The sequence below is a fragment of the Alkalimonas delamerensis genome, assembly GCF_030717955.1.
GTDB lineage: Bacteria > Pseudomonadota > Gammaproteobacteria > Enterobacterales > Alteromonadaceae > Alkalimonas > Alkalimonas delamerensis.
On sequence record NZ_JAUZVY010000001.1, the window covers coordinates 227234 to 251109 of the forward strand.

Sequence of the window (23876 nt, forward strand, 5' to 3'; positions counted from 1 at the left end):
CAACCGCTACCAGTCTATCCGCTTACCGATAACATTGGTTGGGATGACGTCACCATAAGTGATGCTAATGGGGCGTTCTGGCGCTGGCCAGAGTGCGATCGTGTTGGCGATATCATGCTTAGCAGTTGCATGATCGCCTGCCGGGACGACAAAGGCTTTCAAGCGTCTTTTCGCATTGAGCCCTGTGGGACGTATTTCGCAGTCCTGTACGCTACTTAACGCTCGTAAACGACTGGCAATATAGCTTGGGCTGACATTGACGCCAGCAATGCTGATGGTGTCATCCAGCCTCCCTTGCAGCTCAAAAGCGCATTCGTTGAGCCAGTGCAGCTGATCCATCAATGGGGTCATGGTACTATCCCCCCGACGTTGAATATGCTGGTTGTCAAAACGCTGCCAGTGCGACAGTAGCTGATAGTTTGATTCAGGCCGCCAGCGCGTAGCGACACCGCCCGTTTCTGTACTGCCGTAAATATCTAGCAAACCAATCAATCCCTGTTGCAGCAAGCTGGCTACAGTGGCGTCGCTGAGTGGTGCAGTAGAGCTAACGCCAAGTATCTGTGCCGGCCAGGCTTTGCCCGTTCGTGCCAGATAGTCCCAGCGAGGTGGCACAGTCACTAGCAGATCACCACTTAGCACTTCAGGTAAAGTTTGGTTGCCATAAATCCGTGGCACTTTGGCGTAGGCGGGCAATGCTACCGCCAGCATAAAGCCGTACAGGTGATGCAGTGGCAGCCAGCTCACAACACGCTGGATAGGCTGCTTTGCTGTCAGTCGCTCAGCCAATGCAGCGGCTTCCGTTTCAATCTGCCGCCAGGTGTGAACGTGAGGGGTTGGAGAGCCAGTGCTGCCAGAGGTTCTGAAAGTAAGCCCCGAAGTTTCGCTAATGGCTGCTGCTATCAATGCTGCCCATTCATCCAGGCTTTTGGTCATCAACAACCGATCTTCTGCCCCGGTTTCATGCAAACGGAAAAACTCGTTGACGCAGCTGGCAAGATGCAGCCGCTCCAATGAATCGAGCTCCGATGGCTGTTGCCCATCGGGGATGGGCGCTCCACGGTACGCGCTCAACTCTGCCCGTACAAAATCGTTTAAAACAGCTTTACAGTCTGTGATGGTGAGCCAGCTTGGCATCGCAGATCCTTGATGCATGCAAGAGGGGTAAGGCGAAGTCTGGCTGCTAACCGGTAGCCAGGTCAGCAGCTTTGAGTTGATTTACAGTCGTTTGACAAAAATCCAGTAGCTATCACCAGCCATCGCTTTTTTCATGTGGACTTTTACTTTGGTGGGTTTCATCTGGTAATCAAAGACGTATTCAAACATGGTGTTCAGATTGCCGTTTTGAACCCCTTCTTTAAAACGCCCCTGAAACTCTTTGCTTTGGGTACATGGCGCCACGCTGGTAAAAAAGTTCTTACCAATGACGCTTTTCGGGTCACGACCGGTAATATCGCCTTCGGCAGCATTGTATTGCAGGATTTTACCACTAGCATCGAGTTGGATGGCACCAAAGGCGAGCTTATCGAGGCTTTGGTCATCCATCTTTGCCAGTGAGTTTTCGATGTCATCGCCGCCGAAACGAATAGTTTCTAATGTCATAGACAATACCTTATCTGTTGGTGATGCTCATTAAAGTTAGCTTACGACCAGCGCGTTAAAAGCGTCTAATATTTAGTAGTTGGCAGAATTTAAGCTAACAGCTAAACATAAGCATAGCACATAACTTCACCCTACTTGCTTGTGTTTTAACGGGTCTGTGCGAGCCGGTTTTTTGTGTTTGGTCCAAAAGCGATATGGAGCTGGATCTAAGACAGATCAATCGGATCCACATCCAGTTGCCAGCGCAGCTTGCGTGTCAGTGACCAGCTTTGACTGGCGTCAATCAGTTGATCAAGCAGTTGGTGCAGGCCTGCGCGGCTGGCGCTGTAACAATGAAGTTGCCAGCGGTACTTGCCGGCTTTGCGCTCCAATGGCGCTCGGATTGGGCCCAGCAACTGCACCTGCGGCGCCTGGACCTTTGCCAGTGCAACCAACTGGTGCAGCCACTGCTGTGGCAGCTCATCCTGATGAGCCTCGGCCCGCAGCAGCGCCAAAAACTGGTAAGGGGGCAGTTGGGTTTGTTCGCGCTCGCTCAGTGCCAGTCGGGCAAAGGACGGGTAGCCGTTGTGAATGATGTCCTGCAAGATGCCATGGTCCGGGTAACGGCTTTGCAGCAGCACCTTGCCGGCATGTTGCGCCCGGCCGGCGCGGCCAGCCACCTGGGTGATTAATTGCGCCAGCTGCTCCGGTGCCCGAAAATCGCTGCTAAACAGAGCACCATCGACATCCACAATCACCACCAGGGTGACTTTGGGAAAGTGATGGCCTTTGGCCAGCATCTGGGTGCCAACAATCAGCTGGGGGCCGCCTTCGGTAATGTGTTGCAGGGCTTCGGCCAGACTGCCTTTGCGCCGGGTGCTGTCGCGATCCAGCCGCACCACCGGAACATCCGGAAACATCGGTTGCAGCTGAGCTTCCAGTTGCTCGGTGCCCTGACCCAGTGGCACCAGCCGGGTACTGCCGCAGTGGCCACATTGGCGGGGGACCGGTCGGCTGCTGCCGCAGTGGTGGCAGTTGAGCTGGCGATCCTGCTTGTGCCAGGTCATGCTGGCATCGCAGCGCTGGCAATCGGCCACCCAGCCGCATTCATCGCACGACAAAGCCGGGGCGAAGCCACGCCGGTTTAAAAACAGCATCACCTGAAAGCCTTGTTGCAGGGTCTGTTTGATTTGCTGAATGGTGCTTTCGGCCAGGCCAAAGTGGACCGGTTGTTGCTGCAGATCAATCAGCTCCAGGCCAGGCAACTGTTGGCCACTGGCCCGGTTGTGCAGTTGCAGCAGTTGGAAGCGGCCTTGCAGTGCATTGTGCAGGCTTTCCAGGCTGGGCGTGGCCGAGCCTAACACCACCGGGCATTGCTCCAGTGCTGCTCGTTTTACTGCCAGATCGCGGGCGTGGTAGCGAAAGCCATCCTGTTGCTTCAGCGAAGGATCGTGCTCTTCATCCACCACGATCATGCCCAGTTTGGCAAAACGCAAAAACAAAGCCGAGCGGGTGCCAATGACAATGGCCGCACTGCCGGTGGCGGCATGCTGCCAGCAGGCCAATCGCTCGGTATCGGTAAGCCCGGAATGCCAGCTAAGTACCGGCACGGCAAAGCGGCGGGAGAAGCGCGCCAGGGTTTGCGGCGTCAGGCCGATTTCTGGTACCAGCACCAGTACCTGCTTGCCTTGTGTCAGCAGCGGGGCGATGCTTTGCAGATAGACTTCGGTTTTGCCAGAGCCGGTGATCCCTTCCAGCAAAAAAGGCTGAAAGCGTCCCTGAGCCTGCACGATGGCAGAGACCGCCAATGCCTGATCGGTGGTGAGCGTCAGCCCGGATTGCGGCGTTAACAGCGGCTGGTAGGGGGCAAAGGGCTTTTCTTTCTGGCTGACCAGGCCTTTTTGCCGCAGGGCCTTGAGTGCCGGCCGTTGTTCGCTTTGGATGGCCGTCTCATCCAGCGCCTGCTGCTGCAGTTGTTGCCACAGTGCCTGCTGTTTGGGGGCCCGGGCTAAATCGCCTGCGCTTAGTGCCTGGCCTGCGTCGCTCAGCTGGTAGTGGATGCTTTGATGGGCCGGCAGGGCTTTGCCTTCGCGCAACAAGGCCGGGATGGCGGCCACCAGCACTTCGCCCAGTGGATGGTGGTAATAATCGGCGGCAAAAGAAAGCAGTTGGCACAAGGCTGCGGACAGCACCGGGCTGGGGTCCAGCACCTCCAGCACCTCTTTTAAGGCATCGGAGCTAAAGCCATCGCTGGGTTCCAGCTGCCAGGCAATGCCAATCAGTTCGCGCTTGCCAAAAGGCACCCGCACCCGACAGCCCACCTGCACCTGCATGCCGGCAGCAAGCAGGTAATCGAAGGATTGACGCAAAGGGACTGGCAAAGCAACCCGGATCACTGGCACGGCTAAGGTTACCTCTGACTGTGGCCTGGGCCACCGATGAATGAAGCTATTAGTGTATCGACAGGGGCCCTGGCTTCGCAACCGAAAAAGCACGGAGAATCCTGCAGTCGGCGCTTGCATGGCCATGGCAGATCGAATAAACTACGCGCCCTAATTGAACTGTAACCGCGTATGGTGCCCGGCGTTTAGCGACCAGGTGGCGATACGGCCTTAAACTGAGGTAACCCATGAAACCAGGAATTCACCCAGAATACCAAGAAATTACGGCAACCTGTACTTGCGGTAATACGTTTAAAACCCGTTCAGCCCTGTGCAAAGACATCCATTTGGACGTCTGCTCTGCCTGCCACCCATTCTACACCGGCAAGCAAAAAGTACTGGACGTTGGTGGTCGTGTTGATCGCTTCAAGAAGCGTTTCAGCATGGGCAGCAAGCGTTAATCGCGCTTTGCACCGACAAAAAAAGCACCTGCGGGTGCTTTTTTTGTGCCTGTAGTTGCGAGCTTACAGTAAGCCCGGCACATTTGCCGGGACTGCTCAGTGTTTGTTATCACAACTTACTTTTTCGATTTGCCAGCTGTTGATGCTTTTTTCTTGCCCGTTGGCTTTTTCTTTTTCACCGGCACCCGGGCTTCTTTGTGTTTTGGTCGTAGGCCTTCAATAAAACGCCGTTTCAGCTTTTGCTCGGTGTAGCGCTCAATTTTGCTTAAAATCGCCATATCGTGCGCTTCGACCAGCGAGATGGCAGTGCCTTTTTTGCCGGCCCGGCCGGTGCGGCCAATGCGGTGGACATAGATGTCGGCGGTGCGCGGCATATCGTAGTTGATGACATGGCTGATGTCGTCGATGTCCAGGCCGCGGGCGGCGACGTCGGTGGCCAGCAACACCGGCACCTGACCTTGCTGAAAACGGAAGATAGCTTGCTGACGCTTATCGAGCGCCATTTCGCCCTGCAGCCAGGCATTGCGAATGCCAGCGGTTTGCAGCTGACCGGTCAGTTGCGCCAGTCGCTCCCGGGTTTTTACGAATACGATGGCCTTTTGCACCTCATCTTGCTGCAAAATGTGGGTCAGCAGCGCCAGTTTGTGGGTGTTGTCGTCCGCCAGATGGATCCACTGGGTGATCTTGCCGCGTTCACGCCGTGGGGGCTCGGCTTCAATTCGCTCGGGTTCATGCAGGGAGTGACCGGCAAAACGCTCCAGATTAGCGCCTTCCAGGGTGGCGGAAAACAGCATGCTTTGCTTGCGTTGCCGCGCTTCGAGCACAATGCGGTTCATTTCACCAATAAAGCCCATATCCAGCATGCGGTCGGCTTCATCGAGGATCAGCACTTCAACCTGATCGGCCTGAAACTTTTCGTTGTCGAGGTACTCGGTTAAGCGCCCTGGGGTAGCAACCAGCAGATCGTTGTTCTTGGTCAGCACCTCGGTGTGGCTGCCGTAATTAATGCCGCCGGTAATCACACCGGCGTTGAGTTCGGTAAACTGAATCAGCTTCTGAATTTCCTGATGGATTTGGTAGGCGAGCTCACGGGTTGGCGTCATAATCAGCACCCTGGCAAAACCGGGCGAGCGGCGCGGGAAATCCAGCAGGTACTGAATGGCCGGAATCAAAAATGCCAGGGTTTTGCCGGTGCCGGTCGGGGCCGAGGCCAGAATATCGCGTGCTTCCAGTGCAAAAGGCAGCACCTGTTGCTGGATCTGGGTGGCTTGTTTAAAACCACATTTGTGCAAGGCCCGGTTTAGGGCCGGGTGCAGATCAAATTCATCAAATTGCATGCAAAACTCTCTTGGTGGTGGTCGGCCTGTGCGTTTTCCCTGGCGGTCAGGGTATACTGTGCCCCGGAGGCGTCATGGCAGCAGGTTTTCAGTGTAAACAATTTTTTATCGGTCACCAGCATTGCGCAATGAAAGTCGGCACAGATGCCTTCTTGCTGGGCGCCTGGGCGGTTCTGCCCGAGCGTGGTGCTGTGCTCGATATTGGCTGCGGCAGTGGCATTCTTAGTCTGATGCTGGCACAGCGCAGCCAGGGCCTGCGGCCTGTTACTGCGCTGGATCTCGATGCCGGTGCCGTGCAGCAAAGCCGTGTTAATGTGGCGGCCAGCCCCTGGCCATCAGCCATACAAGTGCTGCAACAGGATATTCTAACCCATCAGCCGCCAGAGCGTTACTCTTTGCAGATCTGCAATCCACCTTATTTTCATCAGGCACTGCCAAGTCAAGACCAGGCAAGGCAGCGCGCACGCCACAGCAGCAGTTTGCCCTGGCCGGCTTTGCTGCAAAAAACAGCGCAACTGAGCGAGGCGGACGGTAGCCTGGCCCTGGTGGTGCCGACAGACAACCTGACCCTGTTGTTGGCGCTGGCGGCCGATTCCGGTTGGCAGCTGCAGCGGCTGTGCCGGGTGAAAGCCTTGCCGGATAAAGCTCCGGGCCGGGCCTTGGTGCAGCTGGTGCGTCAGCCGGTGGTGGCCGAGCTCACTGAGCTGTGCATTGCGACAGCGCCGGGCCATTACAGCCAAAACTACCGGGAGCTCTTGCAGCACTTTTATCTGAATTTTTAATTAAAGCGCTTCCAGCTCCGCCAGCAACTGGTCCACCCATTGCTTTAAGCGTGCATCGGTTTGTTCGTACTGGTTTTCGTCATCCAGTGCCAGACCGAAAAACCACTGACCATCGTCCGTTAAAGCTTTGGACGCTTCAAACTCGTAGCCCTGATTGGGCCAGAATCCAATGCGATCGCAACGGTTGTGGCTGATGGCATGATGCAACATGCCCAATGCATCCTGAAACCATTCGGTGTAGCCAATTTGATCGCCCATGCCATACAGTGCGATCACTTTGTCATTGAGATCCAAGTCGGCAATATCGGCCCAGCATGCTTCCCAGTCTTCCTGCAGTTCGCCAAAGTCCCAGGTGGAAATGCCCAGGATTAGAATGTCGTAATCCTGCATTTTGCCAAGCGGGGTATCTTTCAAGTTGTGCAGGGCCACCAGCTCAGGCCCCAACAGCTGCTGAATTTTCTCGGCCACCATTTCGGTGTAACAAGTGGTGGAACCATAAAAGAGCCCTATCTGCATGGGCTGTTTCTCCAGGCGTTGTGCAAAGGCGCAGTGTAGCAAAACTGCCGCAGTGGCAAAAGCTGCACGAACACTTTGTCCGCAAGCGGCATCGCGTTAAACTAAGGTCATTGAACCTAAGACGATGCTCCTTGTGCCTACCACTGAAAGCCCGCTCATTGAAGATTTTCTGCAGCAGCTCTGGCAAGAGTCGGCGACCAGTCGCCATACGCTCAGCGCCTATGGCAGCGATTTGCGGCATTTTGCTTTATTTTTAACCAAAGAAGGAACAGGCCTTGGCTTGCTGCAAGCCCAGCCTCAGCATGTTGAAGCTTATCTTGCCGAGCGGGTCGACCACCATTACAGTGCACGCAGCACCTCGCGGCTGCTTAGCGCCTTGCGGCGCTTTTACAACTGGCTGCAACAAAGTGGTCAGCGTCAGGATCACCCGCTGGCGCAGACGTTAAACCCCAAGTTGGGACGAAGCTTGCCAAAAACCTTGTCGGAAGCGGAAGTGGAAGCCTTGTTGCAGGCGCCGGATCTGAGCGAAGCCATTGGGCTCAGGGATAAAGCCATGCTGGAAGTCTTGTATGCAGCAGGGCTGCGGGTCAGTGAGCTGGTGGGCCTGACATTGCGTCAACTCAATTTGCGTCAGGGGGTGCTGCTGGTGCAGGGCAAAGGGCGCAAAGAGCGGTTGGTGCCCATTGGTGAAGAAGCGATGGACTGGCTGCAGCGCTATTTACGCGAAGCAAGGCCAGAGCTGCTGCGTCAGCCGGGCGAGGTCTTGTTTCCCAGCAGCCGTGGGCAGCAGATGACCCGTCAGACCTTCTGGCATCGGATTAAGTTTTACGCTAAGGTAGCGGGCATTCAGAGTCCGCTGTCACCGCATACCTTGCGCCATGCTTTTGCCACGCATTTATTGAATCATGGCGCCGACTTGCGGGTGGTCCAGCTGCTGCTTGGCCACAGCGATTTATCCACAACACAGATTTACACACACATTGCGCAGGCCCGCTTGCAGGACTTGCATCAACAACACCACCCTCGGGGTTAATCAGGAACCATGTCATGACAATGCTTCGACTTTCCATGCTTGTATTTGCATTCGGCTTAGCCGCCACCCAGCTCGCTGCCGAGACAGCAACCGCCTACGATGAAGCGGCCATTCAGCGTCAACTGACGCAGCTTGGCCTCAAGGTTGACTCGGTAGGACCCTCGCCGGTCGAAGGTCTGGCTCAGGTGTTTACCAACCGCGGCTTGTTCTTTGTCAGCAACGACGGTAACTTTTTCTTTGAAGGCAACCTGTTTGATATTCAAAACCGCGAACTGGTCAATGAGCAGCTGATTCGGCCGATGCGCCAGCAAAAGCTGGCAGAGCTGACGGACTACATTGAGTTCAAAGCCCCAAATGAGCGCTATGTAGTCACCATTTTTACCGATCCAAGCTGTGGTTTTTGCCGTCGGCTGCATCAGGAAATGACCGAGTACTACAAGGCAGGCATCACAGTGCGCTACCTGGCCTTTCCCCGTGGCGGTATGAACTCCGATACCGGTAAAGACCTGGAGGCGATCTGGTGCTCACGGGATAAAAACAGTGCCATGGACAGAGCCAAAGCCGGTCGTTCGGTCAGTGCTGTCGAATGCCGCAACCCGGTGGCGCAGCATTACCAGCTGGGTCAGGCTTTTGGTGTGACCGGCACGCCTGCCATCGTGCTGCCGAGTGGACAGATGATCCCCGGCTATCAGCCGGCCGAGGCGCTGGCGCAGCAACTGGCCAATTAACCGATGCTGACCAAGCAGTTAAAACAACGTCCGGTGCCGGCGCAGTCGTTGAGCGCCGATTTACACCCGGTATTGCAGCGGCTCTATTTAAGCCGTGGCATCCAGGATGTCAAAGCCTTGAGTCGTGCGGCGGCCGATCTGGCCGACTGGCAGCAATTAAAGGGCATTGATGCGGCCACCGAGCTGCTGCAAGCAGCGCTTGAGCAGCAGCAACACATTGTCATTGTCGGGGACTTTGATGCCGATGGCGCGACCAGCACGGCCGTTTTGATGGCGGGGCTGAAAGCTTTTGGTTTTAAGTACCTGGAATACCTGGTGCCGAATCGTTTCGAGTACGGCTACGGGTTAAGCCCGGAAATCGCCGAGCTGGCGGTGGCGCAAGGGGCTGAGCTTATCATCACCGTGGATAACGGTATTTCGGCCATCGAGGGCGTGGCGGTTGCCAAGGCCGCCGGGGTGAAAGTGCTGGTCACCGATCATCACCTGGCCGGCAGCGAGTTGCCTGCGGCCGACGCCATTGTCAATCCCAATCAGCCGGGCTGCGAATTCCCCAGCAAAGCGCTGGCAGGGGTCGGGGTAGCCTTTTACCTGCTGTTAGCGCTGCGGGCCCGTTTGCGTGAGCAGGGCTGGTTTCAGAGCAAGCAGCTGACAGAACCCAATCTGGCCGAGCTGCTGGATCTGGTGGCTCTGGGCACAGTGGCCGATGTGGTGCCATTGGACAGCAACAACCGTATTTTGGTGCATCAGGGCTTGCAGCGTATTCGTTCTGGGCGTTGCCGGCCTGGCATTCAGGCATTGATCGATGTGGCCAACCGCAGTGCCAGCCGCTTAACCGCCAGCGATTTTGGCTTTGCGTTGGCACCCAGGCTGAATGCGGCTGGCCGGTTGGATGACATGTCACTGGGCATCAGCTGTTTGTTGGCACCGGAGCTTGGCCAGGCCCGCGAGCTGGCGTCCAGGCTCGATGAGCTCAATGTGGAGCGGCGGGCTATTGAGCAGAGCATGCAAGCAGAGGCCCAGCAGTTTTTGCGGCAGCTGTCGTTGCAGCAAAGCGAGCTGCCGGCTTGTTTGTGCCTCTATCGGGCCGATTGGCATCAGGGTGTGATTGGCATACTGGCCGGACGCATCAAAGAGCAATACCACCGGCCGGTGATTGTCTTTGCCGAGGGCGATGCTGGTGAGCTCAAAGGCTCGGCCCGTTCCATTCCAGGCCTGCACATCCGCGACATGCTGGAAGCCATTGCCAGCCAGTATCCGGGCTTGCTGAAAAAATTTGGTGGCCATGCGATGGCGGCCGGTTTGACCATTGATGCGGATCGGTTCGATACCTTCCAGTTGGCACTCGATTTTATCGCCAGCCGCTGGGTAAGTGAGGACATGCTGCAAGCCGAGCTATTGACCGATGGCGAACTGCCGCAGGATTGCATGGCACTGGAGTTTGCCAACTTGCTGCAACAAAGCGGCCCCTGGGGCCAGGCCTTCCCAGAGCCGGTGTTTGAAGGTGAGTTCAGGCTGGTGCAGCAAAAGGTGCTGGCTGATAAGCATTTAAAACTGATGCTGCAGCACAGCTCTGGCCAATTGCTGGATGCCATCTGGTTTAATGCCGACCGTCGCAACTGGCCGGATGTCAATGTGCAGCAAGTCCGGCTGGCCTATCAGCTGGACATCAATGAGTACCGCCAGCAGCAAAACCTGCAATTGCTGGTGCGGCACATGATGGCCGTATAAACGGCGAAAACTGCTGCCCTTGGCGTGGAAATTTGCTACAATCCACGCCAATTTTTTATGAGCGCAGCAAGGTTTTCCGTCATGTTTGAAGTCAACCCCATTCACCAGAGTATCAAAGATGTTACCGAGCGCACTGCTGTGCTTCGGGGGTATCTTTGACTTCGATACCAAGCAAGAGCGCTTAGAGGAAGTCAGCCGCGAGCTGGAAGACCCGGCCATTTGGAATGAACCGGAAAAAGCCCAGGCGCTTGGCAAAGAGCGCTCGGCGTTGGAGCAGGTGGTTAGTACCATTCAAAAGCTGGAGCAGGGCGTAGAAGACGTTGCCGGCTTGCTGGAATTGGCCGTTGAAGCGGACGACGAAGATACCTTCGAAGAAGCCAAAGCCGAATTGGCTGAGCTGGTGCAGCAGCTGGAGCTGCTGGAGTTTCGCCGGATGTTCTCCGGCAAGCACGATGCGTCCGATTGCTATCTGGATATTCAATCTGGCTCCGGTGGAACCGAGGCACAGGATTGGGCCAGCATGCTGATGCGGATGTATTTGCGCTGGGGCGAGGAAAAAGGCTTTAACCCCGAGTTGTACGAAGTCACCGATGGCGATGTTGCCGGCATCAAAGGTTGCACCATCAAGTTCAGTGGTGAGTACGCCTACGGCTGGTTGCGCACTGAGACCGGTGTGCACCGGCTGGTGCGCAAAAGCCCGTTCGACTCCGGCAATCGCCGTCATACCTCTTTTGCCTCGGTGTTTGTGGCACCGGAAGTGGACGACGACATTGAAATCGACATCAATCCGGCGGATTTGCGCATTGACACTTACCGCGCGTCTGGCGCCGGTGGTCAGCACGTCAACCGGACCGACTCAGCCATCCGGATCACCCACTTGCCAACCAATACGGTGGTGCAGTGCCAGAATGATCGCTCTCAGCACAAAAACCGCGATAACGCCTTCAAACAGCTGCGTGCCAAGTTGTACGAGCTGGAGCTGCAAAAGCAAAATGCGGAAAAGCAGGCGCTGGAAGACAGCAAGTCCGACATCGGCTGGGGCAGTCAGATCCGTTCCTACGTGCTGGACGACTCCCGCATCAAGGATTTGCGCACCGGCGTTGAGACCCGCAACACCCAATCGGTGCTGGATGGCGATCTGGATAAATTTATCGAAGCCAGCTTGAAAGCCGGCTTATAACTGACAACACGCTTTTACTTACAACACTCAGGAATCAAACATGGCCGAACAGCAGAACCAAGATAACGAAATTCAGGACGTTAATAAGCTGATTGCTGAGCGAAAGCATAAATTGGCGGCACTGCGCGAAGACGGTTTTCTGTTCCCGAACGATTTTCGGCGTGACAGCATTTCCAGCGATTTGATTGCCAAATATGGGCACCTTAGCAAGGAAGAGCTGGAAGAGCAGAAAATCACTGTCAGTCTGGGTGGCCGTATTATGACCCGGCGCATCATGGGCAAAGCCAGCTTTACCACCATTGCGGATATGGGCGGTAAAATTCAGCTCTATGTTGCCCGGGACAGCCTACCAGAAGGCGTGTACAACGAGCAATTCAAAAAGTGGGACCTGGGCGATATCATTGGTGCCCGCGGCCACTTATTTAAAACCCAGACCGGTGAATTAACGGTCTGGCTGACGGACATTCGCTTGCTGACCAAAGCGCTGCGCCCCCTGCCGGATAAGTTCCATGGCTTAACCGATAACGAAGCACGGTATCGCCAGCGTTATCTGGATTTAATTTCCAACGAGCAATCGCGCAAAACTTTTTTGGTGCGCAGCAAAACCGTGGCCTATATCCGTCGCTTTTTCAATGATGAAGGCTTTTTAGAAGTCGAAACGCCCATGCTGCAAGGCATTCCAGGCGGTGCCTCGGCACGCCCGTTTGAAACCCGCCACAATGCGCTGGATATGCAGATGTTTTTGCGTATTGCGCCCGAGCTGTATTTAAAGCGGCTGGTGGTCGGTGGCTTTGAAAAAGTATTTGAGCTCAATCGTAACTTCCGCAATGAAGGGGTCTCGACTCGTCATAACCCGGAATTTACCATGTTGGAGTTTTACTGGGCCTATGCCGATTACAACGACTTAATGGACTTAACGGAGAAGTTGTTTCGTGGTCTGGCGCTGGAAGTGCTGGGCAGCACCGAAGTGCCCTATCAGGGCGAGGTGTTTGATTTTGGCAAGCCCTTTGCCCGGATGTCGGTCACCGAGTCGATTTTGCATTACAACCCGACGGTAACCAAAGAGCAGCTGGCAACGCGTGAAGCCGTGGCTGAACTGGCGAAAAGTCTGGGGATTGAAGTCAAAGCCAACTACGGCCATGGCCGTATTCTGATGGAGGTGTTTGACGAGTTGGTGGAAACCAAGTTGCGTCATCCTACCTTTATCACTGAGTACCCGGCCGAGGTATCACCGCTGGCGCGTCGTAATGACCATAACCCGGAGATTACCGACCGCTTTGAATTCTTTATTGGTGGCCGCGAGCTGGGGAATGGTTTTAGCGAGCTCAACGATGCCGAAGATCAGGCCGAGCGCTTTTTGGAGCAAGTGAAACAAAAAGATGCCGGTGACGATGAGGCCATGTTCTACGACGAAGACTTTGTGACTGCACTTGAGCACGGCTTGCCGCCAACGGCTGGTCAGGGCATTGGGATAGACCGCCTGGTGATGCTGTTGGCCGATGCGGCTTCGATTCGGGATGTGATTCTGTTCCCGCACATGCGGCCAGAAACGAAGTAATAGCTTAGTCTTTCAGCAAAGCCCGGCTGGACTCCCAGCCGGGCTTTTTTGCATCAGATGGAAGCGTTCAGCTGGAGCGTCCGACTGATAAATCAGCCAGCTGCAGTAAGGCTGCTTTGTAGGGGCTGTCAGGCAGAACCGTCAGGGCGGCTTTGGCTTTTTCTGCTTCCTGCTCGGCTTTTTGCCGGGTGTAGTCAAAGGCACCGGTCTGCTGCATTGCGGCCATAATGGCATCCAAATGCTGCAAGCCATTCCCCTCAGTAATGACACTTCGGATCAAGGCTTGCTGCTCGCTGTTGCCATGCTGTAAGGCGTGAATTAATGGCAGTGTCGGTTTGCCCTCGGCCAAATCATCACCGATGTTCTTACCCAACTCGGCTTGGTCTGCCTGGTAATCCAGCACGTCATCAATCAGTTGGAAAGCGGTGCCCAAATGCACGCCATAGGCACGCATGGCGTTCACCACCGGTTCAGGCTGATCGGCCAAAATAGCAGCCAGTTCGGTGGCGGCTTCAAACAGTTTGGCGGTTTTGCAATAAATGACTTGCAGGTAGTTGGCTTCGCTGGTGTCGGCATCGTGCACATTCATCAACTGCAAGACTTCGCCTTCAGCAATTTTATTGGTGGCATCAGCTAAAATGGCCATCACCTCCATCCGCTTGAGCGACACCATCAGCTGGAAAGCGCGGGTGTAAAGGAAGTCCCCGACCAGCACACTGGCCTGGTTGCCAAAGACGGCATTGGCTGTTTCCTTGCCCCTGCGTAAGGTGGATTCGTCCACCACGTCGTCATGCAGCAGTGTTGCGGTGTGAATAAACTCGATGATGGTGGCCAGGGTAATGTGATCCTTGCCCTGATAGCCAACAGCGCGCGCAGCCAGTGTAGCCAGTAAGGGGCGTAAGCGTTTGCCGCCACTGTTGACAATGTAAATGCCTAGCTGGTTAATTAACGCTACATCCGATGTCAGCTGGGAAAAAATATGATGGTTGACTGCTGTCATATCGTCCTGAGACAACTGCCGGATCTGCTCTGGTAACATCAAAAAACCGCTTCATGAAAGTGATGAAATTGCGGCAATTCTACACCATGGTGCGAAGGGACACCAAGTGAAACGGGATCCTTTTGCCGGTACAGGGATCTTTTTCGAAATTGCACTTGCGAGCTCAGGGGAAATTGCGTACAATTCGCGCCCTGTGAATTGAATTAACACGCCTCTTCTTTTATGCACAGGCGTGCTTTGTACGGAGTTAACTATGTACGCGGTTTTCCAAAGTGGTGGTAAACAGCACCGTGTGACTGAAGGTCAGACCCTGCGTCTGGAAAAGCTGGATTTAGATGCCGGCGCCACAGTTGAATTTACCCCTTTGATGGTAGCGAATGGTGAGAACATCAGCATCGGTACCCCTGTTGTTGAAGGCAGCAAAGTGGTTGCGGAAGTGGTCAGTCATGGCCGTCACGATAAAATCAAAATCGTGAAGTTCCGTCGTCGTAAGCATTCACGTAAGCAGATGGGCCACCGTCAGTGGTTCACTGAAGTGAAAATTACCAGCATCAGCGCGTAATCGAGGAGTACTGAACCATGGCAAGTAAAAAAGGTGTAGGTAGTACCCGTAACGGTCGCGATTCAGAAGCTAAACGCTTAGGTGTTAAGCGCTTCGGTGGTGAGTCTGTTTTAGCGGGTAACATCATTGTCCGTCAGCGTGGAACCAAGTTCCACGCCGGTAATAACGTAGGCATGGGCCGTGACCATACCTTGTTTGCCCTGACCGACGGCAAAGTCCAGTTTGAAGTGAAAGGCGAGCACAATCGCAAATACATCAGCATTGTTGCTGAGTAAGCTTCTTACTGCACGAAAACCCCGCCTTGTTGCGGGGTTTTTTGTTTTTAAGCCGCCTTTGTCCAAGGGCACTTTGGTATATACTAGTGGCTGGTCATCCAGTAATGGATCAGCGAGTGATGGAATCAGGTAACCACAAATGAAATTTGTTGATGAAGCCGTAATCCGGGTCGAAGCCGGCGATGGCGGGAACGGAATAATCAGTTTTCTGCGCGAAAAATTTATTGCCAAAGGCGGTCCCAATGGCGGCGATGGCGGCGATGGCGGTGATGTCTATTTGGTGGCCGATACCAATCTGAACACTTTGGTGGATTATCAGTTTGAACGCTTTCACCGGGCTGAGCGTGGCCAGAATGGTATGAGTAAAAACTGCACCGGTAAACGCGGTGATGATTTGGAGTTGCGGGTACCGGTAGGCACCCGTGCCATCGATGTCGATACCAACGAGGTGATTGGTGACCTGACCAAAGCAGGACAGCGGTTGCGGGTTGCCAAAGGTGGCTGGCATGGCCTTGGCAATGCACGTTTTGCCAGCAGCACCAACCGTGCGCCGCGCAAAAAGACCAATGGTACCCCTGGTGAAATCCGTAACCTGCAATTGGAATTGATGTTGCTGGCTGATGTCGGTTTGTTGGGACTGCCCAATGCTGGCAAATCCACCCTGATCCGCTCTGTGTCGGCCGCGAAACCGAAAGTAGCGGATTATCCTTTTACCACCCTGGTGCCCAATCTGGGTGTGGTACGGGTCGATGCGCATCGCTCCTTTGTGATTGCCGACATACCGGGGCTGATTGAAGGGGCCGCAGAAGGTGCTGGTCTGGGTATTCAGTTTTTGCGCCACCTGGAGCGCTGCCGGCTGTTGATTCACTTAGTGGATGTGTTGCCAGCAGATGGTTCGGATCCGGCCGATAACGCCCGCGTGATTGTGCAGGAGCTGGCCAAGTACAGCGAGAAGCTGGCTGCTAAGCCACGCTGGCTGGTATTTAATAAAACCGACCTGGTGCTCGAAGACGAGTTGGCAGAGATCCAGCAACGGGTGATTGCCGAGCTGGGCTGGCAACAGCCGGTGTACAGCATTGCTGCAGCCAGCAGTACCGGGACCAAAGAGCTGGCGAAAGCGGTGTTTGACTATTTGGATGAATTACCGCGTGAACAGGACTCTCAGCCAGCTGCAGATCCGGAAGCCTTTAAGTGGCACGATGACGAGCCTGCTGCACTCGAACAACCCCATCCTGTCGATGAAGATGACGATGACTTTGATGACGATGATTATGATGTCGAAGTGATTTACCAGCGTTAAGGAGTCCGGATGATTTCAATGATTGCGGCGATGGCCAAGGACAGAGTGATTGGCCTGAACAACAGCATGCCCTGGCATATGCCGGCCGATTTGCAGCACTTTAAGCGATTGACGACCGGTAAAACCGTATTGATGGGGCGCAAAACCTACGATTCCATTGGTCGGGCGCTGCCAAATCGCCGCAATCTGGTGGTCAGTAGGCAGCCAGCGCCTGCCAACACGGAAGCAGAGTGGTTCAGCAGCCTGGAGCAGGCCTTAGCGGCTACCCGTCCGGATGAGGAAGTGATGGTCATGGGCGGTGCTGAAATTTACCGCCAATGCCTGGCGAAAGCAAAGCGCCTTTACCTGACTCAAATTGATGCTGAACTGACAGGTGATACCTGGTTTCCGGATTACCAAGCGGTTGCTGACTGGCGGGTGTTGGCCTCGGAGTCGCACCCGGCAGATGCCAAAAATCCGTTTTCGTATCAGTTTATTATCTTAGAGCGGCTGGGATAGCTGCCGAACATTTGCGCATAGTGCTACATGTTGCTACTATGAAATCATTGCACGATGTATTTGAGGAGACGTCGATGAAGTTGTTGCCTTCCATTGTCTGTAGTGCCATGGTCGCAGGGGCCATGTTATTTTCACCGGTTGCATCAGCCGATCAGCAATTGGCCGCGTCCATGTGTGACTTTGTGGCTGCGGATGATCGGAACCGCTTTCGCAAAGTGTTGAGCGACTACCGTTTGCGCTTGCGCAATATCTACGATGGAGTGGTTTGTAATGGGGAAAGTTTGATTCGTCATGCGTTTCGTAATGATGCCAATGACGTCGGCGAGTTTATTATCCGTCAGCTGCCTGGCTCTCAGATCGCGGATTCAGGCGATGTAGAGTGGGCTCAAGCCAATGGTTTTGGCGATACCGCTTTATTTGCTTCACTGCAAGATAGGGCTGGTAGTTAACTCCCTCTTTTTCGTGAATAAAAAAATCCGCCTAACAGGCGGATTTTTTTATGGCTGCGCAATCCACTCAGACTTTGAATTGATCGACCGATTGGCGCAACTCTTCAGCCAGTCGAGCTACCTCATGACTTGAGTCGGAGGTTTGTTCAGCACCCGATGCTGTTTCTTCAGCAATGGAGACGATGGACTCGAGCAGCTGGCTGATTTCGCTGGCTACCTGGTTCTGTTCTTCGGCAGCATGGGCGATTTGCTCACTCATATCCCGGGCCTGGTGCACTGCATGGGTAATCGAATCCAGAGCTTTGTCCTGAATATCGGTTTGCTCAACACAGTTTTCGGCTTGCTTCTTGCCTTTTTTCATCGCTTCTACTGCATTCTGTGCACCTTTTTGCAGCACCTCGATCATGGCTTGGATTTCCTGGGTCGAGGCCTGTGTTTTGCTGGCCAGTGAGCGGACTTCATCGGCCACCACCGCAAAGCCACGGCCCTGTTCGCCAGCACGGGCTGCTTCGATGGCTGCATTCAGCGCCAACAGGTTGGTTTGTTCAGCAATGCCCCGGATCACATCCAAAATACTGCCAATGGAGGCGCTGTCCTGGTGCAGCTTGTTGATAACCTGGGACGCCTGCTCTACTTCGTGCGACAGCTCGGTAATGATTTGTTTGTTGGTATGCGAAATACCTTTGACCCGCTCGGCTTCGCTATCGGCATTTTTGATTTCAGCCAGCGCATCACCGGCGCTTTGCATGACGCCCTGCGACGTGCTGCTCATCTCTGTGGTGGCTGTCGCAGCCTGAGTGACCTGGGACTTCTGCTCTTTGATGGCTCCACTGGTTTGTACCGTAATGGCTGATGTTTGCTCTGAAGCCGCGGCCAGTTGGGTTGAGCGGGAAATAATGCCTTTAATCAGTTGCTGCAAACTGTCAATCACCTTGTTGCAGTTGCGCGACAGCTCGGCAAATTCGTCATGGCCCTTGACCTCGAGTTTGCGGGTCAAGTCACCGGAGGCCACGACGCCGAGGATCTCATTCACCTTGTGCAAAGGCTGAGTAATGCTGCGTACCGTCCAGATGGTAATACCGGCTGCCAGCACGACTGAAATAAACATTACGATGAAGTTAAAGATGACGGCGTTGCTGACATTGGCGGCCGAGCGTTGCTGAATATCATCGGCTGCAGAGCGAGCCAGTGCTAACAAAGCATTCAATTGCGTTAGGCCGGCGTTGGCGTGTTGGTCGGTTTCTTCCAGCAGAACTTCCGCGGCTGCGGTCGATTGCAAATGCTGCTCTTTAATGCGTGTCAGACCACGATTGCCGGATAGCAGTTGCTCAATTTCAGCCACCTTATCGGCCAAATCGGCGACTAAATCGAGGCTTCCGGCCTGCTGCTGCACAGTGGCAAAGTTTTGTGTCAGCTCACTCAAACGGAAGTTCAATTCATTCGCTACGGTATTGGCGATGACCGGGTTTTCGGTCCGAATCAGGTCTACAGCAGTGCTAATCAGCGTATTCAATCCCATCTCTATCTGAGTAGCCGCTTCATAGGCCGCCGGGAAGCGGTTTTGGACATCACGAACATCGGTAAAATCCAGAATGTACATGGCAGCATCATCCGATGCCATCTCCAGGGCTTCCATTTGCTGGTTCATGGTGTTGCGCAATGTCAGCCGGTTGGTCAGCTGCTCAAATAAGCGGTTGTTCGCTGGTAAAAAGTCGCCATAAACGGCACTGACTTGATTGTAGGCATTTCGAAGTTCGGGCTCACGCTGCAATGCGAGCTCCAAATCATTAGAGGCTCGCTCATAGATGGCTCTTTGTTGCTCAAAGTCACGTTGTAAGCGTTGAATAAGCTCTAGTTCTTCCGCATAAAAAGCCTGCAAGCTGATCTTGCTCATAATCACAAACTGACTTTGCAAGGCTGAGCTGTTTTCCAGCGCCGGGATAGAGACTTCATTGACCTGGTTGGTCGAGCGATTAATGCTGTTCAGGCTAAGGTACGCGGAGATACCGATGATCAGCAGCAACAAGGAGATGATGCCGAAGCCACCAATGACTCTGAGCGCTACAGTTAACTTCATAAAAACTCCCGATGGACTGGTCAGTCAGATCAAATGAGCTGAAACTCTGCTGAATCAGACCTAAGTTTAGCCAAATTTATTACGAACACCAAAAAGGCAGGCAGCCTGTCAGCTGCAAGTGCCGGATGATCACATGGTTTTTTTCTGATACCCAGTAACACTATACCGCTGTTTTGTTTGAATACAATAGGCGGTTAACAGATTCCCCCAGACACAGCCGGTATCAAGCGCAATGGCCTTGGGATGAGCACAGGCACCATTGAGTGCTGCCCAATGGCCAAAATATATGGTGGTCGAATTGTCGCTTGGCCAGAAATCAAACCAGGGTTTCAGGTGTGCGCTGCCGGGCTCGCCTTTTTCTTTTAACTCAAGTCGGCCATCCAACTGGCAAAAGCGCATTCGGGTCAGTGCATTGATGGTAAAGCGCAGTTGTTCTGTCGCGCTCTGTGCATGCTGCCAGCTGTCAGGCTCATTGCCATACATGGCTGCGGTAAGCTGTGCTGCATCGTGTTGCAGTGCCTGAGAGACTCGTTGCGCTTGCTGGATGGCGGTAGCGCGATCCCAGCCAGGTGGAATGCCTGCATGGACCAACAGAGATTGCTCGCAGGGGCTGTAGAGCAGGGGTTGTTGTTGCAACCAGTGGACCAGCTCTGCGAAATCGGGGGCTTGTTGCAGCGCATTGAGTTGATCGCTGTTTTTGATGACGCCATGACCATAAAAGCTGGCAATTAAATTCAGGTCATGATTGCCAAGCACAGTGATGGCTGAGGAGCCTAGTGCTTTGATAAAGCGTAAGGTTTCAAGTGATTTCGGACCTCGTGCAACCAGATCCCCGCAAAACCAGAGTTGATCCTGTTTCTGATTAAATGCGATGGCATCCAGCAAGTGTTGCAACTGATCGTAGCAGCCCTGAACATCGCCAATTACATAGGTTGCCATGTCGTTTAGGACTAATGCAGAATATTGGGTTGGGCCAGACGGAACAGTGGGATTTCGACCAGAAACTCCTGTTGCTGCTCGTCCAGCATCACATAGTGGCCTTGCATGGTACCGACAGGGGTCTCCAGCACGGCGCCACTGGTATAGCTGTAACTTTCACCCGGTGCCAGCTTGGGTTGCTCGCCCACCACCCCTTCACCATCGACTTCAACTTGCTTGCCATTGGCATCGGTGATCAGCCAGTGGCGACGGAGCAGCTGGACACTCTGGCCGCTCCGATTATCAATCTGAATGCTGTAAGCGAACACATATTTGTGCTGCTCCGGTACAGACTGGGCAGCAATGTAAAAGGTATCCGCATGGACGGTGATTTCAGCTAGGCTCATGGGGTTGATTATCCTGTTGGCTTGCTAGCCAGCGTGCAATACCGATAAAGTCATCTACCGACAGTTGCTCCGGGCGCTGGCTGGGATCCAGGCCAAGAGCGGCAATTTGCTCGGCACTGGCCAGATTACTCAGGCAGTTACGCAGTGTTTTGCGACGCTGATTGAAGGCTTCAAGGCATACCTGGTTCAACAGCTGTACCGGCACCTGATCAGCTTCTGCCCTTACTTTGGGCAGCAAGCGTACCACTGCTGAATCGACCTTTGGGGCAGGCTTAAAAGCACCGGGACCGACCTCGACCACCGGCAGAGCGTCGCAGTAGTATTGTGTCATCACGCTCAAGCGGCCAAAGGCTTTGCTGCCTGGGGCTGCGGTCATGCGCTGTACCACTTCTTTTTGCAACATAAAGTGCATGTTTTCGATCAGCGGACAATAACGAAACAGATGAAACAGCAAAGGCGTTGAAATATTGTAGGGCAAATTGCCAAAGATTTTCAGTTTTTGACCAGGTTTGGCCAAAGTGGCAAAGTCAAACTTCATTGCATCGGTTTGGATAATATGGAGTTTATCTGCCAGTGTCGGGTGTTGTTCCAGCCGGGCAGCCAGATCCCGGTCAAGCTCGATCACGGTTAAGCGATCCGTCAGCTCTGCTACTGGCTCGGTAATGGCACCCAAGCCAGGGCCAATCTCTATCAGAGTCTCACCTACTTTTGGCCGGATGGCTTTGACGATGCGTTCAATCACGACTGGGTCGTGCAAAAAATTCTGGCCAAAGCGTTTTCTGGCTTTGTGTTCCACTTGATTCATCTGCTTGTGTTTACTCCGGCAGTAGGGTTGGTAGCACGCTGGATAAGTTGAATGGCCTGCTCGACGGCGTGCAACAGGCTACCGGGATCGGCTTTGCCACTGCCCGCCAGATCCAGAGCCGTGCCATGATCGACGGAGGTACGGATTAACGGCAGTCCCAGGCTGATATTGACAGATTTGCCAAAACCCATGTGTTTCAGCACGGGCAAGCCCTGATCATGGTACATGGCCAGGACGGCATCGGCATCGTTTAAGTATTTGGGTTGAAACAACGTATCGGCCGGTAGAGGCCCAACCAAATCCATGCCGTGTTGTCTGAGCTGGTCCAGCGTGGGAATAATAATATCAATTTCTTCGCGTCCTAGGTGGCCATTTTCGCCGGCGTGCGGGTTCAGGCCACAGACATAAATACGGGGCTTGGCAATACCAAATTTCTGCTGCAGATCCTGATGCAAGACTTGCAGTACCACTTGCAGTCGCTCGGGTGTGATGGCTTTGGCGACATAAGCTAATGGAATGTGGGTGGTGGCCAGCGCTACCCGCAAACCTTCCGTCGCCAGCATCATCACCACATGACTGCTGTTGCATTGGTGGGCAAAAAACTCGGTATGGCCGCTAAAGGGGATGCCCGCCTGGTTGATAATGCCTTTGTGCACAGGACCAGTAACAATGGCAGCGAAAGTCCCTTGAATGGTTTGGTCGCCAGCAAAGCGCAGGGTATCCACCACATAAGGTCCATTGGCTTCGTTTAACTCTCCCGGTATGACAGGTGCTGCTGTTGCAAAGGGAGCCAGAGTTAAAGTCCCTGCTGCTTGAGGTTGAGCCGGTGCCTCTGGTTGATAGGGTCGCAGCGACAAAGGAAGGCCGAGCAGCTTGGCACGCTGCTGCAGCATGTCGCCATCAGCACAGACCACCAGCTCGACCGGCCAATCGCGCTGTGCAAGTTGCAGCACTAAATCAGGCCCAATGCCGGCAGGCTCTCCGGGGGTAACCCCCAAACGGTGTGTCATGACTTAGTCCATCACCTCGATGTAGGCTTCATCACGCAGCTCCCGCAGGAAGTTGGCGGATTCTTCATTAAAACGACGGTTAAAAATCATCCGGTAGATTTGCTCGCGTTGCCGGTCTGCAGTGGCATCGACAGTGCGGCGCTCCAGCAGTTGCACCACGTGCCAGCCATGCTCGGTCCGAAAAGGCTCACTGATTTCGTTGAGTTCAAGGCTAAGCAGGGTGTCACGGAACTCAGGCACATACATCTCTGGCTCCGCCCACCCCAGCTCTCCGCCAGCATTGCGCGATCCTGGATCTTCGGAGTGCTCCCGGGCAAACTCAGCAAAGTCGGCTTCACCATTTCGGAAGTCATTGACAAAGCGGGCCAGGCGGTCCCGTGCCCGTTCTTCACTCAAAATAATGGAAGGACGGATCAGCACATGACGCGACTTGACTTCCAACAACTCTGCGACATTTTCGCCACGGATATCGAAGATGGTCAGGATATGAAAGCCTGCACCAGAACGTAATGGACCAATCAAATCTCCACGCCGTTTACCACGAATGGCTTCTGCGAAAAGTGTTGGCATTTCATTGATGTTCATCCAGCCCATATCGCCCCCTTCCAGAGCCTGGCTGCCAGATGACGAGGTAATGGCTTGTTGACGGAAGTCGGCGCCATCTCGCAACAGCTGCAACACACGATCGGCCTGGTTGCGGGCACGCTCAATATCTTCCGTGCTGGCCTGGCTAGGCAGGCCAATCAAAATATGGCCGACGTTGTATTGCTCTGAGCTGGCACCTTGCTCCTGCATCACCCGTAGCAGACTTTCGACTTCTTGCGGGCTGATGTAGATACGACGCTGGACGGCATTTCGCATGACTTCATTGGTGGTAATTTCTTCGCGCAAACGTTCACGGAACTGTTGGTAGCTGCCTTCCTCCTGTTCGACTTGCAGCCGAAACTGATCCAGCGTCATGTTTTCACTGCTGGCGATGCGCTGAATGGTCTGATCCAACTGGGCATCGCTGATCTGCAGTCCCATCCGGTTGGCCATTTGCATTTGCAGACTTGTTTGAATCAGCCGCTCTAACGCCTGCACCCGTAATACCTGGTCAGAGGGCAAGCCCTGTCCTTGTGCTGCTGCATTGCGCTTGACGCGGTCCACTATTTCCCGGACTTCAGATTCCAGCACTACGCCAGTGTCAACAACGGCCGCAATGCGATCAATTTCACGTTCATTTGCAGCTGCCTGTTGCCAGCACAGCAGGCAACCGGCAAGTAAAATACAGGACAATAATCTCATAAACCC

At 54.2% G+C, this 23876-nt stretch carries 24 protein-coding genes; 12 read left to right on the top strand and 12 right to left on the bottom strand.

What is annotated here, in order from left to right; genetic code table 11:
* Positions 1-6: 6 nt before the first annotated feature.
* From Q3O59_RS01050 to priA, 3 genes are all read right to left on the bottom strand, one after another.
* Complete coding sequence (locus Q3O59_RS01050) at positions 7-1134, bottom strand: AMP-binding protein (protein ID WP_305943837.1); 1128 nt, start codon at positions 1132-1134, stop codon at positions 7-9.
* An 81-nt stretch (positions 1135-1215) separates the two neighbouring features.
* Entirely contained in the window at positions 1216-1599 is a 384-nt protein-coding gene (gene pyp, locus Q3O59_RS01055) for a photoactive yellow protein (protein WP_305943838.1), read from the bottom strand.
* 206 nt (positions 1600-1805) lie between these two features.
* Positions 1806-3980, bottom strand: coding sequence for a primosomal protein N' (gene priA, locus Q3O59_RS01060; RefSeq protein ID WP_305943839.1), 2175 nt, complete (start codon positions 3978-3980; stop codon positions 1806-1808).
* 227 nt (positions 3981-4207) lie between these two features.
* Between priA and rpmE the strand changes: the two genes are divergently transcribed.
* Positions 4208-4420 (top strand): 50S ribosomal protein L31, encoded by a 213-nt coding sequence (gene rpmE / locus Q3O59_RS01065; protein ID WP_305943840.1) that lies wholly within the window; start codon positions 4208-4210, stop codon positions 4418-4420.
* A gap of 116 nt (positions 4421-4536) precedes the next feature.
* On the opposite strand, the gene srmB is transcribed toward rpmE, so the two are convergent.
* Positions 4537-5757, bottom strand: a complete 1221-nt coding sequence (srmB, locus tag Q3O59_RS01070) for an ATP-dependent RNA helicase SrmB (RefSeq protein WP_305943841.1) — start codon at positions 5755-5757, stop codon at positions 4537-4539.
* Positions 5758-5885: 128 nt separating this feature from the next.
* Here srmB and Q3O59_RS01075 point away from each other — a divergent pair, with 128 nt between their 5' ends.
* Positions 5886-6539, top strand: a complete 654-nt coding sequence (locus Q3O59_RS01075) for a tRNA1(Val) (adenine(37)-N6)-methyltransferase (RefSeq protein WP_305943842.1) — start codon at positions 5886-5888, stop codon at positions 6537-6539.
* On the opposite strand, the gene fldB is transcribed toward Q3O59_RS01075, so the two are convergent.
* A complete protein-coding gene (gene fldB, locus Q3O59_RS01080; RefSeq protein WP_305943843.1) occupies positions 6540-7055 on the bottom strand; it encodes a flavodoxin FldB in 516 nt (171 codons plus the stop codon).
* A gap of 133 nt (positions 7056-7188) precedes the next feature.
* Between fldB and xerD the strand changes: the two genes are divergently transcribed.
* The 5 genes from xerD (at position 7189) to lysS (ending at position 13282) form a co-directional block, all read left to right on the top strand.
* Complete coding sequence (xerD, locus tag Q3O59_RS01085; RefSeq protein WP_369812336.1) at positions 7189-8088, top strand: site-specific tyrosine recombinase XerD; 900 nt, start codon at positions 7189-7191, stop codon at positions 8086-8088.
* A gap of 14 nt (positions 8089-8102) precedes the next feature.
* On the top strand, positions 8103-8816 hold the full coding sequence (gene dsbC, locus Q3O59_RS01090) for a bifunctional protein-disulfide isomerase/oxidoreductase DsbC (protein WP_305943845.1): 714 nt from the start codon (positions 8103-8105) through the stop codon (positions 8814-8816).
* Between the two features lie 3 nt (positions 8817-8819).
* Positions 8820-10544 carry a single-stranded-DNA-specific exonuclease RecJ gene (gene recJ, locus Q3O59_RS01095; protein ID WP_305943846.1) on the top strand — a complete coding sequence of 575 codons (1725 nt, stop codon included), beginning with the start codon at positions 8820-8822 and terminating at the stop codon, positions 10542-10544.
* An 81-nt stretch (positions 10545-10625) separates the two neighbouring features.
* A protein-coding gene (gene prfB / locus Q3O59_RS01100) for a peptide chain release factor 2 (protein WP_305943847.1) occupies positions 10626-11724 on the top strand; the annotation gives its coding sequence in 2 pieces (ribosomal slippage) (positions 10626-10700 and positions 10702-11724; 1098 coding nt in all).
* Positions 11725-11764: 40 nt separating this feature from the next.
* Positions 11765-13282 (top strand): lysine--tRNA ligase, encoded by a 1518-nt coding sequence (gene lysS, locus Q3O59_RS01105; protein ID WP_305943848.1) that lies wholly within the window; start codon positions 11765-11767, stop codon positions 13280-13282.
* 67 nt (positions 13283-13349) lie between these two features.
* On the opposite strand, the gene ispB is transcribed toward lysS, so the two are convergent.
* The gene (gene ispB, locus Q3O59_RS01110) at positions 13350-14321 is read right to left on the bottom strand and encodes an octaprenyl diphosphate synthase (protein WP_305943849.1); all 972 of its coding nucleotides are present in this window, start codon (positions 14319-14321) and stop codon (positions 13350-13352) included.
* 214 nt (positions 14322-14535) lie between these two features.
* Between ispB and rplU the strand changes: the two genes are divergently transcribed.
* From rplU to Q3O59_RS01135, 5 genes are all read left to right on the top strand, one after another.
* Complete coding sequence (gene rplU, locus Q3O59_RS01115) at positions 14536-14844, top strand: 50S ribosomal protein L21 (RefSeq protein WP_091338772.1); 309 nt, start codon at positions 14536-14538, stop codon at positions 14842-14844.
* Positions 14845-14861: 17 nt separating this feature from the next.
* Positions 14862-15119, top strand: coding sequence for a 50S ribosomal protein L27 (gene rpmA, locus Q3O59_RS01120; RefSeq protein WP_305943850.1), 258 nt, complete (start codon positions 14862-14864; stop codon positions 15117-15119).
* A gap of 139 nt (positions 15120-15258) precedes the next feature.
* The gene (cgtA, locus tag Q3O59_RS01125; protein ID WP_305943851.1) at positions 15259-16419 is read left to right on the top strand and encodes an Obg family GTPase CgtA; all 1161 of its coding nucleotides are present in this window, start codon (positions 15259-15261) and stop codon (positions 16417-16419) included.
* A gap of 9 nt (positions 16420-16428) precedes the next feature.
* Entirely contained in the window at positions 16429-16917 is a 489-nt protein-coding gene (gene folA / locus Q3O59_RS01130) for a type 3 dihydrofolate reductase (RefSeq protein ID WP_305943852.1), read from the top strand.
* A 74-nt stretch (positions 16918-16991) separates the two neighbouring features.
* Positions 16992-17366 carry a DUF3718 domain-containing protein gene (locus tag Q3O59_RS01135; protein WP_305943853.1) on the top strand — a complete coding sequence of 125 codons (375 nt, stop codon included), beginning with the start codon at positions 16992-16994 and terminating at the stop codon, positions 17364-17366.
* A 67-nt stretch (positions 17367-17433) separates the two neighbouring features.
* Here the strand turns inward: Q3O59_RS01135 and Q3O59_RS01140 are convergent, their stop codons facing one another.
* From Q3O59_RS01140 to surA, 6 genes are all read right to left on the bottom strand, one after another.
* Positions 17434-19443 carry a methyl-accepting chemotaxis protein gene (locus Q3O59_RS01140; protein ID WP_305943854.1) on the bottom strand — a complete coding sequence of 670 codons (2010 nt, stop codon included), beginning with the start codon at positions 19441-19443 and terminating at the stop codon, positions 17434-17436.
* Positions 19444-19572: 129 nt separating this feature from the next.
* Positions 19573-20382 (bottom strand): symmetrical bis(5'-nucleosyl)-tetraphosphatase, encoded by an 810-nt coding sequence (locus tag Q3O59_RS01145; protein WP_305943855.1) that lies wholly within the window; start codon positions 20380-20382, stop codon positions 19573-19575.
* Positions 20383-20393: 11 nt separating this feature from the next.
* Positions 20394-20768, bottom strand: coding sequence for a Co2+/Mg2+ efflux facilitator ApaG/CorD (gene apaG / locus Q3O59_RS01150; RefSeq protein WP_305943856.1), 375 nt, complete (start codon positions 20766-20768; stop codon positions 20394-20396).
* The gene (gene rsmA / locus Q3O59_RS01155) at positions 20755-21573 is read right to left on the bottom strand and encodes a 16S rRNA (adenine(1518)-N(6)/adenine(1519)-N(6))-dimethyltransferase RsmA (protein ID WP_305943857.1); all 819 of its coding nucleotides are present in this window, start codon (positions 21571-21573) and stop codon (positions 20755-20757) included. The genes apaG and rsmA overlap by 14 nt, the downstream gene beginning before the upstream one ends.
* Entirely contained in the window at positions 21570-22583 is a 1014-nt protein-coding gene (gene pdxA, locus Q3O59_RS01160) for a 4-hydroxythreonine-4-phosphate dehydrogenase PdxA (protein WP_305943858.1), read from the bottom strand. Before pdxA ends, rsmA begins: the two co-directional genes overlap by 4 nt.
* A gap of 3 nt (positions 22584-22586) precedes the next feature.
* Positions 22587-23870: a peptidylprolyl isomerase SurA gene (gene surA / locus Q3O59_RS01165; protein WP_305943859.1), complete on the bottom strand. Its 1284-nt coding sequence runs from the start codon at positions 23868-23870 to the stop codon at positions 22587-22589.
* Between the last annotated feature and the right edge of the window lie 6 nt (positions 23871-23876).

Coding starts and splice junctions, on each gene's coding strand:
- rsmA (WP_305943857.1), bottom strand. CDS start 21,573: ATGAATCAAGTGGAACACAAAGCCAGAAAACGCTTTGGCCAGAATTTT.
- lysS (WP_305943848.1), top strand. CDS start 11,765: ATGGCCGAACAGCAGAACCAAGATAACGAAATTCAGGACGTTAATAAG.
- apaG (WP_305943856.1), bottom strand. CDS start 20,768: ATGAGCCTAGCTGAAATCACCGTCCATGCGGATACCTTTTACATTGCT.
- pyp (WP_305943838.1), bottom strand. CDS start 1,599: ATGACATTAGAAACTATTCGTTTCGGCGGCGATGACATCGAAAACTCA.
- Q3O59_RS01050 (WP_305943837.1), bottom strand. CDS start 1,134: ATGCCAAGCTGGCTCACCATCACAGACTGTAAAGCTGTTTTAAACGAT.
- ispB (WP_305943849.1), bottom strand. CDS start 14,321: ATGTTACCAGAGCAGATCCGGCAGTTGTCTCAGGACGATATGACAGCA.
- cgtA (WP_305943851.1), top strand. CDS start 15,259: ATGAAATTTGTTGATGAAGCCGTAATCCGGGTCGAAGCCGGCGATGGC.
- srmB (WP_305943841.1), bottom strand. CDS start 5,757: ATGCAATTTGATGAATTTGATCTGCACCCGGCCCTAAACCGGGCCTTG.
- surA (WP_305943859.1), bottom strand. CDS start 23,870: ATGAGATTATTGTCCTGTATTTTACTTGCCGGTTGCCTGCTGTGCTGG.
- fldB (WP_305943843.1), bottom strand. CDS start 7,055: ATGCAGATAGGGCTCTTTTATGGTTCCACCACTTGTTACACCGAAATG.
- recJ (WP_305943846.1), top strand. CDS start 8,820: ATGCTGACCAAGCAGTTAAAACAACGTCCGGTGCCGGCGCAGTCGTTG.
- rplU (WP_091338772.1), top strand. CDS start 14,536: ATGTACGCGGTTTTCCAAAGTGGTGGTAAACAGCACCGTGTGACTGAA.
- Q3O59_RS01140 (WP_305943854.1), bottom strand. CDS start 19,443: ATGAAGTTAACTGTAGCGCTCAGAGTCATTGGTGGCTTCGGCATCATC.
- rpmA (WP_305943850.1), top strand. CDS start 14,862: ATGGCAAGTAAAAAAGGTGTAGGTAGTACCCGTAACGGTCGCGATTCA.
- rpmE (WP_305943840.1), top strand. CDS start 4,208: ATGAAACCAGGAATTCACCCAGAATACCAAGAAATTACGGCAACCTGT.
- Q3O59_RS01135 (WP_305943853.1), top strand. CDS start 16,992: ATGAAGTTGTTGCCTTCCATTGTCTGTAGTGCCATGGTCGCAGGGGCC.
- dsbC (WP_305943845.1), top strand. CDS start 8,103: ATGACAATGCTTCGACTTTCCATGCTTGTATTTGCATTCGGCTTAGCC.
- Q3O59_RS01075 (WP_305943842.1), top strand. CDS start 5,886: ATGAAAGTCGGCACAGATGCCTTCTTGCTGGGCGCCTGGGCGGTTCTG.
- pdxA (WP_305943858.1), bottom strand. CDS start 22,583: ATGACACACCGTTTGGGGGTTACCCCCGGAGAGCCTGCCGGCATTGGG.
- Q3O59_RS01145 (WP_305943855.1), bottom strand. CDS start 20,382: ATGGCAACCTATGTAATTGGCGATGTTCAGGGCTGCTACGATCAGTTG.
- folA (WP_305943852.1), top strand. CDS start 16,429: ATGATTTCAATGATTGCGGCGATGGCCAAGGACAGAGTGATTGGCCTG.